Raw genomic sequence first — 16057 nt, forward strand, 5'->3', positions numbered from 1 at the left:
TTAACGAAGCCTTGTATTAGAGGATAAAAATGCGACTAGAGTCATTAAGTAACAAGTAAGCTTGTCAATAATTTTGTTTTATTTTTGAATCAACCTATCATTATGCATGTAAATGTTATGCTGATAAATTCATATTTGCCGTTTGTTAATTAATCAATGTAAGGACACATGTTTATGAGTGAAACGGAATACGATTACCCTTCGAGTTACAGCCTAGTTTCCATTACCGATACCTCCAGTTATATCAAATATGCCAGTGAAAACTTTAATGAAGTAGCGGGGTTTGATGAAGGGGAGCTTATCGGTAAACCCCACAATGTTGTGCGTCATCCTGATATGCCAAAACAGGCTTTTAAAGATTTATGGACTCACCTGAAAACTGGCAAACACTGGATGGGAATGGTCAAAAATCGACGTAAAAACGGCGGCTATTATTGGGTTGACGCGTTTGCTTCTCCTATAAAATCTAATGGTGAAGTTGTGGAATACCAATCAGTGAGATTTAAACCTGAGCGTATACACATCCAGCGAGCGGAAAAAGCGTATTCGAAGCTTCGAAATAATCGTAAGCCGTGGAAAATGTATCTTCCTCGTACACGTTTGTGGATGAGATCGGCCTTCTTCCTTTTAATTTCAAACCTTCTTGGCTTACTCATTCTACAAATGAATCAATCACCAGTGATAGCGTTTGGCGTTGTTGCGTTACTTTCCGTTTTCTCTATTTATGTATTAACCAGACCAGTTGAGAAGCTCGCTAAACAGGCTAGGCAAGACTTCAACAATCCACTCATGGAATATATTTATTGCGGAAGAATCAACGATCTGGCTGAGATTGAGCTGGGTATGAAGATGCGTAAGCAATTTGCAAATGCGCTATTGGGGCGCGTTGGCGTGTCTGTAAAAGACTCTTGCGAAGAAACGCGCGCAAGTGCTAACAGTGCTGCGACAAATAGCCAGCAAGTGACGGAGAACTTAAGCGCACAGAAAGTGGAGATTGACTCGGTCGCAACAGCGGTCAACGAGATGCAAGCCTCTTCATCTGAGATATCAAATAATGCTCAAGCGACCGCCGAGGCTACGTTAGAAGCGCAAAATACGATGATAGACAGCCGTAGCGTTATCGATAATGTTAACCAATCGGTTTTAGAGTTGGTGGGTGAGCTCGGCGAAATATCTAAAGTGGTCATACGTTTGAACCAACAAACCGAGCAAATTGGAACCGTTGTTGAAGTCATCAATGGTATTGCCGAACAAACTAATTTATTAGCGTTGAACGCTGCAATTGAAGCCGCGAGGGCAGGCGAACAAGGCAGAGGGTTTGCCGTTGTAGCAGATGAAGTGAGAACCTTAGCTAAAAGAACTCAGGAATCGACAACAGAGATTAAATCGGCCATTGAAGGGATTCAAAATGGGAGCAAATCAGCGGTTTCTGCGTTAGAGAAAGGTAATGAAATGTCGACCGGAACGGTAACATTGTTAGGTACTGCTTTGGATAGCATTCAACAATTGGAATCCCTTGTTCAGGACGTCGTCGAACGAAACCAACAAATTGCGGTCGCGATAGAAGAGCAGGTTTATGTAACGGATGAAATAAATGAAAACATCCAGTCGCTTAATTTAAAGTACAGTGAATCGTATGAACTGATGACTGAAACGAATCATATGAACACCAAAGTGCAAAATTGCACCAATGACCTGTCTGAAATGATTAAGAAGTTTGCTTAAACTTTAGAAAATCGAAGTTAAAAGCCCGCTAAACATTAGCGGGCTTTTAACTGGAATATAGTGAAGTGCTGGATTCGTTTACGAGCGAGGATTTCTAAATCTCGTTTTTTAAGAGCTAAAACGACGAAAGCTCGCAATAAATGCGAGCTCTCTAAATAAGTGGCGGAGAGATAGGGATTTGAACCCTAGATACGCTATTAACGTATGCCGGTTTTCAAGACCGGTGCTTTCAACCACTCAGCCATCTCTCCGTTGTGGGCGGTATAATAAGGAGCATAGTCCGACTTGTAAAGTGCTGAATTATAATAGAAGTACTGTTTGCTTGTTTTATGATCACTGATGTGATGTTGGACAGTTTGAAAACGGAGTGAAAAAGGGACAAAAAGTACCAATTTATAGAGTTTTTACTTTATATTGGCGCACGTCAATAAAATGGTGTTTTATTGTTATCTTGCTGATATATAAGACATAACATGCTTTTAGGGTACATGTGTTCGCCCGAAAGTATTTGCAAGACTTTGTGAACTAATTCAAAATTAACTGGTATAGCCAGTTGTGCTTAGAATTCTTAAGGGTGTTTATGAAGGTCACAAATCTATTTAAAGACAAAGTTGATGCGATTTCTGCTCATCAATCCGAGTTTATGAATTGGATGTCTCCAACGTTACGCGATTATTGGAGTGACTTTTTGGGGAAAGCTCAAAATAGCTTTCTTTTCTCAAAAGTTCGTGATCACCAGCAGCCAGCCGTCAACGAAGAAGTTGCACCTCAACCTGCACCGATCGTAATGGCACCTGAGGCTCAAAAGCTTTATGACGAGTTAAGTGAAAAAATTGGCGAAGTTATTCACACTGGTGATTGGGTTCATGTGTCTCAAGAACGTATTAACCAATTTGGTGCGGTAACGGAAGACATGCAATGGATTCATACCGATCCAGAGCGTGCTTCAACTGAATCTCCATTTAAGACAACTATCGCTCATGGCTTTTTAACATTAGCATTGCTGCCTAAACTGACGGATTCAGTCGATCCAGACAAGCCAATGTTCCCAACAGCTAAAATGGTAGTTAACTTGGGTTTAAACCAAGTCCGTTTCCCTTACCCTGTCAAAGCAGGCAATAATGTTCGTGCAGTCAGCACGTTAACAAAAGTAACGCCAATCAAAAAAGGTTTGGAGATTGAGCGCGAAATTAAAGTGGAAATTGAAGGTATTCGTCGACCTGGTGCGGTTGTGGTCTCTGTAATTCAACTGCATTTCTAATTCCGAAACCGGATAGAACACGACATAGTAAAAGAGAGCATCAGGGTGCTCTCTTTTTCATTTTTACTGATTAAAGTTTTTTACTGGCGTATAACCGTAATCTGCAATCGCTTTTTGTCCCTGCTCTGAACGAAGGAAAGCGATAAAACCTTTACCTGCATCGCTAATCTTATCTACTTTGTATAGCACTAGGAATGGTCGCGCCAACTTGTACTTATGATTGCTAATGTTTGTCGAGGTTGGGTCAATACCATCTAACTGAATCGCCTTGATCGAGCGATCTACTGACCCTACAGAGATAAAACCAATGGCGCGAGTGTTATGGTTAACAATGGTTTTTACCATGCTGTTGCTGTTTACAACCAAGTTGTTTGGGCTGATATCCGAGACAAGGCGATCATTAACGATTTTGGTCAGTCCCAGCAAGCTTTCGAAGCTGTAACGTGAACCTGAAGACGCTTCTCTAGTAACCACCGCGATAGGCTGATCTGCGCCCCCGACCTCTTTCCAATTCTTAATCTTACCTTTGTAAATATCAAACAGCTGTTGCTGAGAAAGGTTTTCTACAGAGTTGGTACGGTTTACAACAACAGCGAGGCCATCATAAGCGATAGGGTATACATTGAGATCTTCACCTTTTTCGCTTTCAGTCAGATAGCGAGAGCTCATGCCTATTTCGGCTACTCCTTTATTGACCATGGTGATACCAGCACTCGAACCAATGCCCTGAACAGCAACGTAATCGTCTGGGTGTGTTTTGTTGTATTCCTCAGCAAGTACATCCATCACACGAGCAACCGACGTTGAACCCGAGATGTTGATTTCTTTTGCAATGGTAGGGAGGGAGACTGCTATGGCCAATAACGTCGCCACAGTAAAACGTAACATATTAAACTCCATATACGGGATAAAGCAGAGTTTATGATATTGCGTTCAGGTTACACTTTTGTGAACTGTTAGCGCTAAACAGGGGAATTGTTTCTAGTCAAGAGGTGATGGAGCTAGCGTTTCCAAGTGGACTGAGATGATAATCTGGGCAAATGATAATATAGCTATCTTATACTTGAGTTAGGTAGATAACTACCATCGGTGATGATGTAAAGGTTATATACTAGGATCGACAGCTCTAACTATCATCCATCGGGAGAACGTTGATGTCAGTGTCCCAAATGGCGACAAGTCGTTTATACAAATCAGTTCAATCGCTCTGCTCTGCGCGTAATGCTAACTTGCCTGTCGAACAGGGCAAGTGCCTCTATGAGCTAGTAGAAAATGGCGTTGAGCTTCATCGGGCGCATTTTCTCCTCGACTCCCAGCATAGCGAGTATACTTCTCCCGTCGCGAAGATCATGTTTGATGAGGAAAACCAACTTTGGTATTTCTATGTTCCCACATATCACAACGAGCTGTTAAGGTGGGTGCCTTATAAGCCACTTCCATTTAGCCGAATGCTTGAGGACTTACTCAACGAGTTGGAGCGCGATCCTCAAGCGTGTTTTTGGGAATAGGGCGAGCCCAACGGATGCGAATGCCGACATGATTTATACTTTAGGCCTAACAACTTGGTTTCTAAAGTCTTTGGGGGTCATGTTGTAAACGGATTTAAATGCTGTACTGAAATGCGCTGCACTTTTAAAGCCAGACTCAAACGCTATTTCTGTTATTGATTTTTCTGACTTGCGCAGTTGGGTTGCTGCGAAGTTTATCCGTTTCACCTTTAATATCTGAGAAAACGAAAGATCATCTGCGGCGAGGCGACGTTTTAAGGTTGCGATGGACATGCTCATATGAGCCGCTAAGCCTTCTAGCGTGATGTCTTTTTCAATATTACCCTCAATGTACTTAATGGCTTTTTGAGAGTCGCTCAGGCTACTTGCATCATCTATGATAGATAGGATGTTTGGCTCTACCTCAACCATCAACGACAGCAATGCCATTGCGATATGGCTTTGTGTGTAGTCTGGAGCATTGCGACTCGCTAACTTAACCAACATGTCCTTCAATTGTGCTACTTCGCTACTGGATTGCGTTGAAAAAGGATAGAAGCGCCTTTCTTCCGTTTTGGAACGTAGCATCGGGTGCGCTTTCTTAAAGTCACAGAATATATTTGGATTGAAGACTAAAGCCAGTGCTTTAAAGCCTCCGTCACTAGAGACGGCTTCTGCACTGCTCAGATCTGCGGAGTTATAGAGTGTGAAATCTCCGGCTTTAAGTTCAAATTGCTCGCCATTAGGTTGATGAACTAATAGGGCACCTTCTTCAACAATATATAACCCATTATGTGTTGCAGTGTAACGCTCACTTTTGCGCGCAGTGAAGTGATTAAAGCGAATGATCTCAATGTTCGGCATACTCTTTCTTATCGTTTTACATAACAAATAAAAAAGGCGCTCAATAGAGCGCCTTTTAACTTCATTCGGTATTACTCACTTACAGTCTGTTCTGTTTGTGCTGCTGGTTGTTCAGCGAATACCTGGGTTGGCTTTGCAACTAAACTGCGGTTTTCTTGGTTTACGTCCGTAAGGACAATTTCCAATGTATCCCCAAGTTTGTATACGACCTCTTTATCGATAGAGATGGTACCGTTGTCGCCATTGCACTCAATTCTTTCTTTATTATCAAGAATTAGTGCACCAGGAATAAAGGCTGCTGCGCCATTTTCGAGAAGTCGGACACGTGCGCCTGCACGATTAATATCGAAAATCTCACCTGTGAAACAAGTTTTCTTACTCGGCTCATCAGCAAGCGTGCGTGCATATAGCCAATCTGAGACATTTCGCTCAGCGATTTTATGATGTTTACGATGTAGAGCTAGCTCTTCGCCTACTTGGTCATCTGGTTTTTGTACGGGTTCTTTACCAAGGATGACGGCCTTCAACATACGGTGGTTGATCATATCACCGTATTTACGAATTGGTGATGTCCAAGTTGCATAGATGTCTAAACCCATTGCGTAATGAGGCAGAGGCTGATTACCCACCTCACTGTATGCTTGGAACTTACGAATGCGGTTATCTAGATAAGACGTTTCTTGAGCTGCCAACCAGCGGCGCAACGCAGCAAAGCCTTCTAGCGTAGCAATAGACTCCGCTGTGAACTCCAACTGGCCTTCTGGATTGACAAGTTGAACCACTTCTTCAATCTTCTCGTTCTTGATACCTGCATGCGTATTGAAGACACCTGTTTCAAATTTATCGCGTAATGTACGACCTGCACAGATGTTTGCGGTAATCATGGATTCTTCAACAAGACGGTTTGCACTGCGGCGCATGTCTGCGTGGATAGCGATTACATCGTTATCTTCACTGAGCTCAAAACGGTAGTCAGGACGATCAGGGAAGACCACTGCGTTTTTCTCACGCCATTCAGCGCGAGCAAGAGAGAACTCATAAAGATCACGAACGATGGTCGCGATCTCTTCAGATGGCGTCCATGCTTCAGAGCTGCCGTTTTCTAACCAATCAGACACGTGATCGTATGCTAGGCGTGCATGTGATTTGATGTTTGCCGCGAAGAATTTAATATCGTCGCCAATCACACCATCTTTACTTACCGTTACGGTACAGCAAATAGCAGGGCGGGTTTCACCTTCAATCAGAGAACATAGGTTGTCCGCTAAATCGCGAGGTAGCATCGGGATGTTGCGTCCTGGAAGATAGATAGTATAGCCACGCTCACGCGCTACTTTATCCATTTCATCTTCAGGTGTGATGTAAGCGGTTGGGTCCGCAATAGCGATGGTGAGTTCGAAATCGCCAGATACGGTTTTCTTCGCGTACAGCGCATCGTCCATATCTTTAGTCGATTCACCGTCGATAGTGACGAATGGAACATGAGTCATGTCTACGCGTTCTAGCTCCGCGTCGTCTTTCAGTTCCCAGTTATCGATGCCTGCTGGCTCAGAGTTTGGTAGATCGTTTTGAGCAAGCGTTACCCACCAAGGCGCAATTTTATCATTCGCGTCAGTGATTTTTTCAGAAATTTCTACGAAGAAAGAGTTATCGCCTTTTAGAGGGTGGCGAATAAGATGTGCGACAACCCAATCACCTTCGGCGAACTCGTCAGGTTTTAGACCTTTCTTTAGTTTCGCTTTAAGAGATAGCTTTTTAAGCTGTGGGTGATCAGGTGCTACGTTGAGCTTGCCTTTGAACATTTTTACTCGACCAATAAAGCGAGTCACGGCTTGTTCTAGCAGCTCTTGTGGCTCTGCAACTTCGCGTTCATTTTCGGTGCGGATAATGGCGATGACTTTGTCACCGTGCATGCACTTTTTCATGTACGCAGGCGGGATGAAGAAGCTCGTCTTACTGTCCACTTCCAAAAAGCCAAAGCCTTTATCTGTGGCTTTTATTGAGCCTTCTTTTTTAGGCAGGTTTTCTTGGATTTGCTGCTTAAGCTGAGCGAGTAGTGGGTTATCTTGAAACATCTTTTCTTAAATTACCTATGGAGTTGGGCACACTATAATCATTGCGAGCTATTATTACTACCTGTGGAGCGTAATTTCGCCGTGAATTTTGCCAATTTAACCACGAGAAATTGGCTTAAATATTGATGAAATTCTCATCTGTGAGTTACGCGAATCTACGGGGAATGGTAGGGTTGGTGGAAAAATATGCTAAAAATACCATTGTTGAGAATAAATTGTGATGTAATTCAATTTTTTCTGGATTTTTTTATGCTTTTAAGGAATAATCCGCCTCCCTTAGTCGTCCCTAATGGCTTATCGCGGTTGTGTACTGTGCTGTGTTCCCGTCTGAATGGATCAGTATCGAATTGGAAGAGCATATGGGACTGTTTTTTTGTTTAATTAAGTAGGATCCCAATGCAAGATTCTGTTATTCAATTCAGTGATTTATCTCTGAATGATTCTATCCTTTCTGCTCTAGACGGAATGGGTTTCGTGTCACCAACTCCAATTCAGGCTGCGGCAATCCCACACCTATTGGAAGGTGCTGACGCGCTGGGTAAAGCTCAAACAGGTACAGGTAAAACAGCAGCGTTCTCTCTGCCTCTTCTCAACAAACTCGATCTAAACCAACGCAAACCGCAAGCGATTGTACTTGCTCCGACTCGTGAGCTGGCAATTCAGGTTGCAGCGGAAATGAAAAACCTTGGTAAAAACATCAAAGGTTTGAAAGTTCTAGAGATTTACGGTGGCGCATCTATTGTCGACCAAATGCGTGCTCTTAAAAGTGGCGCTCATGTAGTTGTCGGTACTCCAGGCCGTGTTCAAGATCTTATCAATCGCGAACGTCTACACCTAGACGAAGTTAGTACTTTCGTTCTTGATGAAGCAGACGAAATGCTAAACATGGGTTTCGTAGATGACGTAACTGCGATCATGGAGCACGCTCCAGAGTCAGCACAACGCGTTCTGTTTTCTGCAACTATGCCTCCAATGCTGAAGAAGATCGTTGAACGTTTCCTTCGTGACCCTGTAACGGTTGACGTTGCTGGTAAAAACCACACTGTAGACAAAGTTCAACAACAGTTCTGGGTAGTGAAAGGTGTAGAGAAAGATGAAGCAATGTCTCGTCTTCTTGAAACTGAAGAAACTGACGCGTCAATCGTATTCGTACGTACTCGTCAAGATACTGAGCGTCTGGCTGACTGGCTATCTGCACGTGGCTTCAAAGCAGCTGCACTGCACGGTGACATTCCTCAGTCTCTACGTGAACGTACTGTTGATCACATCAAACAAGGTGTTATTGACATCCTAGTTGCAACTGATGTTGTAGCTCGTGGTCTTGACGTTCCACGTATTACGCACGTATTTAACTACGACATCCCATTTGATGTTGAGTCATACATCCACCGTATCGGTCGTACTGGCCGTGCTGGACGTAAAGGTAAAGCGATCCTTCTAGTTCGCACTAACCAAATTCGTATGCTTCGCACTATCGAGCGTGTAACTAAGTCATCTATGGAAGAAATCCAACTTCCTCTACGTGACCAAGTTGCTGAAGCTCGTCTAGCTAAGCTAGGCGCTGAGCTTGAAGCAGAGAAAGAGCACAAAGCACTAGACAAATTTGCTGAGTTGGTAGAGAAACTACAAACTTCTCTAGACATCGACCCTGCAACACTTGCTGCTATGCTTCTTAAGCGTCAGCAAGGCAAACGTCCTCTGTTCTATATTGGCGAAGACCCAATGGTTGAAGCAATTGAGCGTGACAAGCAACGTCGTAAAGAGCGCCGTGAAGGTGGTCGCGACGGCGGTCGTAACTTCAACAACCAAGACTGGGATACTTACCAGCTTCAAGTTGGTCGTGAGCAAGGCGTTCAAGTTAAAGACATCGTTGGCGCTCTAGCAAACGAACTAGGTCTAGGTAAAGGTTCTATCGGTGCGATCAAACTAGCTCAAGGTCACACATTCGTACAGCTACCTAAAGCAATGACTTCAGACGCGGCGAACAAGCTAAGCAAACTACGTATCCGTCAACAAGATGTTGGTGCTGTAGTATGTGACTTCGATGATTTCCGCGAGTCTCGTGGTGGTCGCCGTGACGGTGGTCGTCGCGATGGTGGTCGTCGTGATGGCGGTGGTTACCGTGGCAACCGCGAAGGCGGCAATCGTGGTGGTGATCGTCGTGAAGGCGGTCGTCGCGAAGGTGGTTTCCGTGGTAACCGTGACGGCAACCGCGATGGTAATCGTGAAGGTGGCGAACGTCGTTTCGATCGCAACCGTGGTGGTGATCACCGTGGTGCACATCGTGGTGAACGTGGTCACGGTCGTGGCCGTCGTACAGACGCATAATCACGAGTGATTAAAGCGACGGTTTAAGTTGCTACAAAAAGAATTGAAAGCCGAGCAAAGCGCTCGGCTTTTTTATGCGCGTCTAATACGGTTTTGCTTTTCATCGTGTTTGTTTACCCAACTTATTACTTCGTCTAAGGGCAGGGCAGAACAAGTAACCCTGAATGATGTCACAGCCTCGACTTCTCAAAAAATGCAGTGTGTCCATGTCTTGAACGCCTTCTGCTACGACCGAATACCCTAATCCATGTGCTAGCGCAATCGTGTTCTCAACGATAGAGCGGGAGCCTTCAGTGCGGCTTGCTGTGAAAAGAAATTAACCAGCTTAGCTTGAAACGTATTATCAATCTTTCGACGTTTTTGAGGTTATCTCATAATTTGAATCAGTCATTGGCCTTCAGGTTGTGTCATGTCTTCGATAGACTCAAAGTAGTATTTACGATAAGGGAGCCCAGTAAGAGCGTCATGGACGGCATTGCGCTTCTCTCTTTCAGCAACAGTATGAAGCTTTAATATCGAATCGTTGCTCCACTTAATCACCAGCACGACAAAGATACTGCCGCCAAAAAGTATAAGAGAAACCCCCGTTTCTAAGAGAGAAGTAATAGGTTTTTGCATGATAGCGTGCAAAAAAACGGCATAAGCAAAAATGAAACAGCTGATTAACAATAATAGGAAAGTCCACCCGGTTACGTCAGTTTTCGAGCAGATGTTTTTTGTCATCTGCCATCCCCAGCAGAGCAAAATCAAACCTAAGATCACTAATAGAAATGCAATAGTGGGCACATTATTACCCCGATTTATTGATTGGTTTGTTATTTTTGTTCACCCAATAAACAACGTAGCTTATATATCTGACTTTGTACAAATTGACCTATTCATAAATTATGTTTAACAAGTGATATTTTTTAGTCTTCAAATAAAATCAAAACTTGCTACAGATCAACAAAATTTGTTCAATCAAATCGCTTTTACTAAAAGATTGTTGAAAGATTAAAAAATTATTGAATAATAGAGGGGCAAACAAGAAGTACGCAGCGCACAAGCGCTATTACAACCTCTGCTCTACAACAGGATAACTATTTCATGTCTAATTCGTTTGTACTGGTGATCAACTCTGGTAGCTCTTCATTAAAATTTGCTGTTATTGATTCTGAAACCGGTGAAGCTTTGGTATCAGGTATTGGTGAGTGTTTTGGCCTACCTGAAGCTGAAATCAGTTGGAAATATCAGGGAGAAAAAACCGTTGAAGCAATTCCAGCTGGCGGTAACCATCATCAGTACGCTGTTGAGCGAGTGGTAAAACTACTCGAAACTCTAGGTTTGAGCTCAAAATTTGTCGCTGTAGGCCATCGCATTGTCGCAGGCGGTGAAACCTTTAAAGGAACTGTGAAAGTTGATGAAACAGTTATTCAAGAAGTAGAGCGCCTTGCTGAACTTGCACCACTTCATAACAAAGCGAACGCTGAAGGCATGAGAGCGGCAATGGCGGCGTTCCCTTCACTGCCTCAATTTGCTGTATTCGACACTGCTTTCCACCAAACAATGCCAGCCAAAGCCTTTATGTACGCACTTCCTTACGAGCTTTACGAAGAGCATAAAGTGCGTCGTTACGGTGCTCATGGCACAAGCCACTACTACGTAAGCCGTGAAGCAGCGAAAATGCTAGATAAGCCGGTTGAAGAAAGCAGCTTTATCACTGTGCACTTAGGTAACGGTGCATCAGTGAGTGCGGTTAAAAATGGCGAATGTGTTGATACAAGTATGGGTTTGACGCCGTTAGCTGGCCTAATGATGGGCACTCGCTGTGGTGACCTCGACCCAAGTGTTATCGAGTTCCTTTTCCGTAAAGGCTGGGAAAAAGACGAAGTGTTCGAGATGATGAACAAGAAGTCAGGTTTCTTAGGTGTATCTGGTGTGACAAGTGATGCTCGTGGCGTACTAGAAGCAATGGAAGCGGGGAATTCACGTGCGAAGTTGGCATTTGAGATCTTCACTTACCGCGTTGCGAAATACATTACATCCTACCTCGCGGCTCTGGATTCATTAGACGGCATCATCTTCACTGGTGGTATTGGTGAAAACTCACTACCAATTCGTCGTGAAATCTTGAAAAACCTAAAACTGTTAGGTTTTGTTGAAGATCAGAAAGGTAACGAAGATGCAAGATTTGGTAACGCAGGTGTTATTGCAACATCTGAGTTGTTAGGTGCCAAAGCTCTTGTTATTCCTACTAACGAGGAATTTGTGATAGCCAAACAATCGGTTGAGCTATTGTAATATATAACGAAAACAGAAAGTTAAAAGCGAGCCTCGTGCTCGCTTTTTTTACTTAAAGCAATTTGACAATTACTCTTTGGGTTTCAGAGCTTCGCGCTTTTCGATTAAAAAATCCATCAAGACGCGGATTTTTTTCGGCATATGCTCTCGTGAAGGTATATACAAATAAAACCCTGGAAACTCTTTGCACCAAGGTGTCAGAACTCGGGTCAATCTTCCCTCATTTATGTGCTTTTCCACCCATAAATCAATATGCTTCACTAAACCCACACCCTGTATTGCAGCTTGTAACATACTATAGTCATCATTAAAAATAGCATTGCCTTTAGGCTCGAAAACGAGGGTGCGCTTTGCAACATCTGGAGAGGTTAGCGACCAATGATCAATTGTTCCGCTAGAGGTAAAACGATAAGCAAGGCAATTGTGATCTTCTAAATCCTCAGGAGTTTGAGGTAGTCCATTTTGCCTAAAGTATTCAGGAGAGCTCACTATTGCCGTTGTTAACGGCGGAGTAATAGGGATCGCAACCATATGTTCATCTAAGCTTAATCCTAAGCGAATGCCAGCGTCAACGCCTTCTGCGACGATGTTAGAAAACCCATCATCCATGATTAGCTCTAGGCGTATTTTAGGATAACGAGAGAGGAACTCACCTAGATAGGGCTCAATAAGCAGCCGAGCAGCGGTTCTTGATACACTGATACGGATTAATCCCGAAGGCTCAAGATGAGAGTCGTTCAATTCGTTAACGACCTGCTCAATGTTCACCAATGAAGGTTGCAAAATATCAAGCAGACGTTGGCCTTCTTCCGTCAGCGACATACTTCTGGTGGTTCGATTAATTAACCGAACTTGTAGCTGTTGTTCTAACGCTTTTAGGTGTTGTGATAAGGCAGCACGGGTTACCCCCATTTCTAAGGCTGCTTTAGTGAAACTGCGATGGCGAGCAATATGTGCAAACCACGTCAGTGATGAAATTAAAGAAGGTTCTATTCTCATTTGTTAAGTATAACTAAACAGTCATGTAGATAAAACGATATTTATCCGAAACAGTGTGTTGACTAATATTACCTCGAAGCTTAGGTCAGCCTGAGATGAACAGTTAACCTCTAATGGAGAATGTCGCTATGTCTAAAGTCACTTTCAAAAATCTCAATGGTCAAGGTATTGAGATTTCAGCGGTTATCAACTTCCCTACAGATTTTGATGCAAGTAAACAATATGCGGCGGTTGTTGTTTCACACCCAGGTGGTGGCGTAAAAGAGCAAACCGCAGGCCTATATGCGAGTAAACTTGCAAAAAGCGGCATAATTGCCATTGCGTTTGACCGTTCGTATCAAGGTGAAAGTACAGGTGAGCCTCGCCAAATGGAAAACCCTTACACGAGTACTGAAGACGTGAGCGCAGTCGTCGACTATCTGACAACGTTAGAGTACGTCGATAACGATAAAATTGGCGCAATGGGGATTTGTGCTGGTGCGGGCTATAGTGCAAATGCAGCGATCAATGATCGTCGAATCAAAGCACTGGGTATGGTTAGTGCCGTAAACATTGGCCAAATGTTCCGTAATGGTTGGGATAATTCGGTTAACGATGCTGACGCTGTTGGTTACTTAGAATTTGGTTCGAATGCTCGCACAACCGACACGAATGGTACAGAATTCGCGACTATTCCTCTAGCTCCGATGCGTGAAGAAGATGCCTCAAATGCAGAGCTACGCGAAGCTTGGGAGTATTACCACACACCACGTTGTGAACATCCAAATGCGCCGGGTTTTGCTCTAACTCGTAACTTAAACCAGATCATTACTTACGATGCGTACCACAAAGCGGAAGCATTCCTAACTCAGCCAATTCTTGCTGTCGTTGGTAGTGACGCAGGCAGCAAATGGATGAGTGATGACCTGATAGAACGTGCAGCGAGTTCAGATAAAACCTTGTATGCCATTGATGGTGCAAACCATATGTCGCTTTATGATGTTGCCGAATACGTCGATGACGCAGTATCCCAACTCGCATCTTTCTTCCAACGCACTCTTTAATATTCCCGATGAAAGGCTCAATTGCTTCGAGCCTTTCTGCTCTCAAGGCTTTTTACTCTTAAGGTATTGATTATGAATATGCAAAAAATCACTTTTAGAAATGCTGATATGGCTTGGGATATGTCTGCATTAATTTTATTTCCAGAAGGCTTCAATGAATCGAAACGCTACCCAACAATGATAAGCGTTCATCCTTTTGGTAGTTGTAAAGAACAAACATCCAGCGCTGTCTATGGTAAAGCCCTTGCTGAGTTAGGTTACGTCGTGATCGCATTTGACGCGAGCTTCCAAGGAGAATCGGGAGGATTGCCTCGCTACGTAGAAGACCCAAGTCAACGTGTTGAAGATATCAGTCGCGTTATCGACTATGCAGTAACTTTACCATATGTCGATGAGAATAGAATTGGTGGACTCGGTATCTGCGGCGGTGGTGGTTACATGATCAATTCAGCCCTAACCGAAAAGCGCTTGAAAGCTGTCGTAGGTATTACGCCTGTTAACTTAGGCCGCTTGTTCCGTGAAGGCTTTAGTATGTACGACCCTATCGCCAATCTTGAAGCTATGGCTGCACAGAGAACAGCCGAAGCTCGCGGCTCAGAGCTGAAAATCGATGAACTTCTTCCTCCAAATATTGAATTTGCAAAAGAAAATGGATTAACAGAACGAGACGTGTTCGAAGCTACTGAATACTACAAAACATCACGTGGACAAACCGAAGGTGGTGCAACTCGTATGCTGTTTTCACATGCACAGAAAACACTGAGCTGGGATGCCTTTGCATTTGCCGAAACGTTATTGACTCAGCCTGTTATGGCCGTGGTAGGGCAAAAAGTCGGGGCGTTTGGTGCTTATCGTGATGGGCAGGAAATTTATGGCCGCTCTGTTCAATCAAAAGACCGACAGCTGGTTAATTTGGAAAATTGGTCTCACTATGAACTGTATGACCATCCAGAAGCAGTCGGCATTGCAATGGACAAGGTTTCTGCATTCCTTGAAACACACTTAAAATAATCTAATAAGTTAGAAGCGTTTTGTAGAGTTGCAAAGCGCTTATTTTTAACAGCGTAAGATGTAGTTCGAAGCGAGTAGGTCGGTAAATCTTCGTGCGAATAACCTCATCTACAGGCTATTGACTAAATACCACTGCCAAATACTGTTTAAGACAATGTAGACTGAGACCTAATTAAAGGCGTTAGATAGGAAGGCAGTTTAATTCATGCGCAAATCAGATAAGAAGGTCGAGAATCTAATTAGAGAAGTGTTGACCGAAGTTTGTGAAGATACGCTAAAAGGCTACGATGGCTTTCTTTGGGTGACTCATACCGTCAAATTCTCTTCTTTTCCACAAAGTTTAGAAATAGTCTGTGTATTCGAAACGAAGCAAGATCGAGCTAACTTTTTTGAAGGAGAGGGCCGCCAGCATGTTTCCACAACTATTCAAAAGGCATTTAATAAGGTAGGAGTGCAACTAAAGAACGTCAGTAAGCAAATCAGTTACGATACAAAACAAAAGCATTAGCGCAGGCAGCAATGGTCCGTAATAAAATGGTGCTTGGCTACCTTGCTATAAAAATGCAAAGGGCACTGGATGGGCAATGAAGCTTCAGCTCACTTAGATATACATCGGTGTAACTATGAGTTATGGAGTTATGGATTGTGAATACGGTTGGTTTTCTAATGTTGCCTTAAGAGGCCATGATTAGTCGTTTACAATGAGTAAAGTACAAACTTCTGCATGGTGGATATCCGCAGAAAATTATTGAAAAGAAAGGCTCTAGCTGGAGCGGTCTATCATTTTCTTTGGGTTACCTCGACTATGAATAGCTTAATTGCTATGTTTCGCAAAATATATAGAGAATCTCCTGCGCGTTATTTTTCTAGATGCCGTGCAGAATAATGTGTTGACCGGCTGAGGGAAAAATGAAAACCAAAATAATAATGTCGTTTCTACTCGCTACATTGTGTGTCAGTGCCAGCGCCAGTACGAATGAGCCG

At 43.4% G+C, this 16057-nt stretch carries 13 protein-coding genes, 1 tRNA gene and 1 pseudogene; 8 read left to right on the forward strand and 7 right to left on the reverse strand.

Annotated elements, in window-relative coordinates; all coding sequences use genetic code 11:
* Nucleotides 1–174 precede the first annotated feature (174 nt).
* Nucleotides 175–1725, forward strand: coding sequence for a methyl-accepting chemotaxis protein (locus IJ23_RS19595; protein WP_033907145.1), 1551 nt, complete (start codon nt 175–177; stop codon nt 1723–1725).
* 160 nt (nt 1726–1885) lie between these two features.
* Here the strand turns inward: IJ23_RS19595 and IJ23_RS19600 are convergent.
* A tRNA-Ser gene (locus IJ23_RS19600) sits at nt 1886–1976 on the reverse strand.
* A 329-nt stretch (nt 1977–2305) separates the two neighbouring features.
* Between IJ23_RS19600 and IJ23_RS19605 the strand changes: the two genes are divergently transcribed.
* Nucleotides 2306–2986 (forward strand): MaoC family dehydratase, encoded by a 681-nt coding sequence (locus IJ23_RS19605; protein ID WP_005375670.1) that lies wholly within the window; start codon nt 2306–2308, stop codon nt 2984–2986.
* A gap of 63 nt (nt 2987–3049) precedes the next feature.
* Here the strand turns inward: IJ23_RS19605 and IJ23_RS19610 are convergent, their stop codons facing one another.
* The gene (locus IJ23_RS19610; protein ID WP_017635752.1) at nt 3050–3874 is read right to left on the reverse strand and encodes a phosphate ABC transporter substrate-binding protein; all 825 of its coding nucleotides are present in this window, start codon (nt 3872–3874) and stop codon (nt 3050–3052) included.
* A gap of 266 nt (nt 3875–4140) precedes the next feature.
* Between IJ23_RS19610 and IJ23_RS19615 the strand changes: the two genes are divergently transcribed.
* On the forward strand, nt 4141–4494 hold the full coding sequence (locus IJ23_RS19615; protein ID WP_017821084.1) for a DUF3024 domain-containing protein: 354 nt from the start codon (nt 4141–4143) through the stop codon (nt 4492–4494).
* A gap of 33 nt (nt 4495–4527) precedes the next feature.
* Here IJ23_RS19615 and IJ23_RS19620 read toward each other — a convergent pair whose 3' ends face one another.
* Both IJ23_RS19620 and rnb read right to left on the reverse strand, forming a co-directional pair.
* Nucleotides 4528–5337 (reverse strand): helix-turn-helix transcriptional regulator, encoded by an 810-nt coding sequence (locus IJ23_RS19620; RefSeq protein ID WP_017635750.1) that lies wholly within the window; start codon nt 5335–5337, stop codon nt 4528–4530.
* Nucleotides 5338–5408: 71 nt separating this feature from the next.
* Nucleotides 5409–7412, reverse strand: a complete 2004-nt coding sequence (rnb, locus tag IJ23_RS19625) for an exoribonuclease II (protein ID WP_017635749.1) — start codon at nt 7410–7412, stop codon at nt 5409–5411.
* A 396-nt stretch (nt 7413–7808) separates the two neighbouring features.
* Between rnb and IJ23_RS19630 the strand changes: the two genes are divergently transcribed.
* On the forward strand, nt 7809–9740 hold the full coding sequence (locus IJ23_RS19630; RefSeq protein ID WP_005375680.1) for a DEAD/DEAH box helicase: 1932 nt from the start codon (nt 7809–7811) through the stop codon (nt 9738–9740).
* 72 nt (nt 9741–9812) lie between these two features.
* Here IJ23_RS19630 and IJ23_RS25840 read toward each other — a convergent pair.
* Nucleotides 9813–10056 (reverse strand): annotated as a pseudogene (locus tag IJ23_RS25840) (EAL domain-containing protein); the annotation flags it as partial.
* A gap of 71 nt (nt 10057–10127) precedes the next feature.
* Nucleotides 10128–10358: a hypothetical protein gene (locus tag IJ23_RS25845; RefSeq protein ID WP_224721257.1), complete on the reverse strand. Its 231-nt coding sequence runs from the start codon at nt 10356–10358 to the stop codon at nt 10128–10130.
* A 468-nt stretch (nt 10359–10826) separates the two neighbouring features.
* Between IJ23_RS25845 and IJ23_RS19645 the strand changes: the two genes are divergently transcribed.
* Nucleotides 10827–12020 (forward strand): acetate/propionate family kinase, encoded by a 1194-nt coding sequence (locus IJ23_RS19645; RefSeq protein WP_017821080.1) that lies wholly within the window; start codon nt 10827–10829, stop codon nt 12018–12020.
* A gap of 69 nt (nt 12021–12089) precedes the next feature.
* Here IJ23_RS19645 and IJ23_RS19650 read toward each other — a convergent pair whose 3' ends face one another.
* Nucleotides 12090–13019: a LysR family transcriptional regulator gene (locus tag IJ23_RS19650; RefSeq protein ID WP_017821079.1), complete on the reverse strand. Its 930-nt coding sequence runs from the start codon at nt 13017–13019 to the stop codon at nt 12090–12092.
* A gap of 128 nt (nt 13020–13147) precedes the next feature.
* Here IJ23_RS19650 and IJ23_RS19655 point away from each other — a divergent pair, with 128 nt between their 5' ends.
* The 3 genes from IJ23_RS19655 (at nt 13148) to IJ23_RS19665 (ending at nt 15581) form a co-directional block, all read left to right on the forward strand.
* Complete coding sequence (locus tag IJ23_RS19655) at nt 13148–14062, forward strand: alpha/beta hydrolase (RefSeq protein WP_017821078.1); 915 nt, start codon at nt 13148–13150, stop codon at nt 14060–14062.
* A gap of 72 nt (nt 14063–14134) precedes the next feature.
* Nucleotides 14135–15073 (forward strand): alpha/beta hydrolase, encoded by a 939-nt coding sequence (locus IJ23_RS19660; RefSeq protein WP_005375705.1) that lies wholly within the window; start codon nt 14135–14137, stop codon nt 15071–15073.
* Between the two features lie 205 nt (nt 15074–15278).
* Nucleotides 15279–15581 (forward strand): hypothetical protein, encoded by a 303-nt coding sequence (locus tag IJ23_RS19665; protein WP_005375707.1) that lies wholly within the window; start codon nt 15279–15281, stop codon nt 15579–15581.
* Nucleotides 15582–16057: the final 476 nt, after the last annotated feature.

Origin of the sequence: Vibrio sp. OY15 (assembly GCF_000742455.1) — a bacterium.
GTDB classification, from domain to species: Bacteria; Pseudomonadota; Gammaproteobacteria; order Enterobacterales; family Vibrionaceae; genus Vibrio; species Vibrio alginolyticus.

Bases quoted from the DNA above. Each gene is read 5' to 3' on its own strand.
- IJ23_RS19595 (WP_033907145.1), top strand. From the start codon at position 175: ATGAGTGAAACGGAATACGATTACCCTTCGAGTTACAGCCTAGTTTCC.
- IJ23_RS19645 (WP_017821080.1), top strand. From the start codon at position 10,827: ATGTCTAATTCGTTTGTACTGGTGATCAACTCTGGTAGCTCTTCATTA.
- rnb (WP_017635749.1), bottom strand. From the start codon at position 7,412: ATGTTTCAAGATAACCCACTACTCGCTCAGCTTAAGCAGCAAATCCAA.
- IJ23_RS19655 (WP_017821078.1), top strand. From the start codon at position 13,148: ATGTCTAAAGTCACTTTCAAAAATCTCAATGGTCAAGGTATTGAGATT.
- IJ23_RS19615 (WP_017821084.1), top strand. From the start codon at position 4,141: ATGTCAGTGTCCCAAATGGCGACAAGTCGTTTATACAAATCAGTTCAA.
- IJ23_RS25845 (WP_224721257.1), bottom strand. From the start codon at position 10,358: ATGCAAAAACCTATTACTTCTCTCTTAGAAACGGGGGTTTCTCTTATA.
- IJ23_RS19610 (WP_017635752.1), bottom strand. From the start codon at position 3,874: ATGTTACGTTTTACTGTGGCGACGTTATTGGCCATAGCAGTCTCCCTC.
- IJ23_RS19660 (WP_005375705.1), top strand. From the start codon at position 14,135: ATGAATATGCAAAAAATCACTTTTAGAAATGCTGATATGGCTTGGGAT.
- IJ23_RS19630 (WP_005375680.1), top strand. From the start codon at position 7,809: ATGCAAGATTCTGTTATTCAATTCAGTGATTTATCTCTGAATGATTCT.
- IJ23_RS19665 (WP_005375707.1), top strand. From the start codon at position 15,279: ATGCGCAAATCAGATAAGAAGGTCGAGAATCTAATTAGAGAAGTGTTG.
- IJ23_RS19620 (WP_017635750.1), bottom strand. From the start codon at position 5,337: ATGCCGAACATTGAGATCATTCGCTTTAATCACTTCACTGCGCGCAAA.
- IJ23_RS19605 (WP_005375670.1), top strand. From the start codon at position 2,306: ATGAAGGTCACAAATCTATTTAAAGACAAAGTTGATGCGATTTCTGCT.
- IJ23_RS19650 (WP_017821079.1), bottom strand. From the start codon at position 13,019: ATGAGAATAGAACCTTCTTTAATTTCATCACTGACGTGGTTTGCACAT.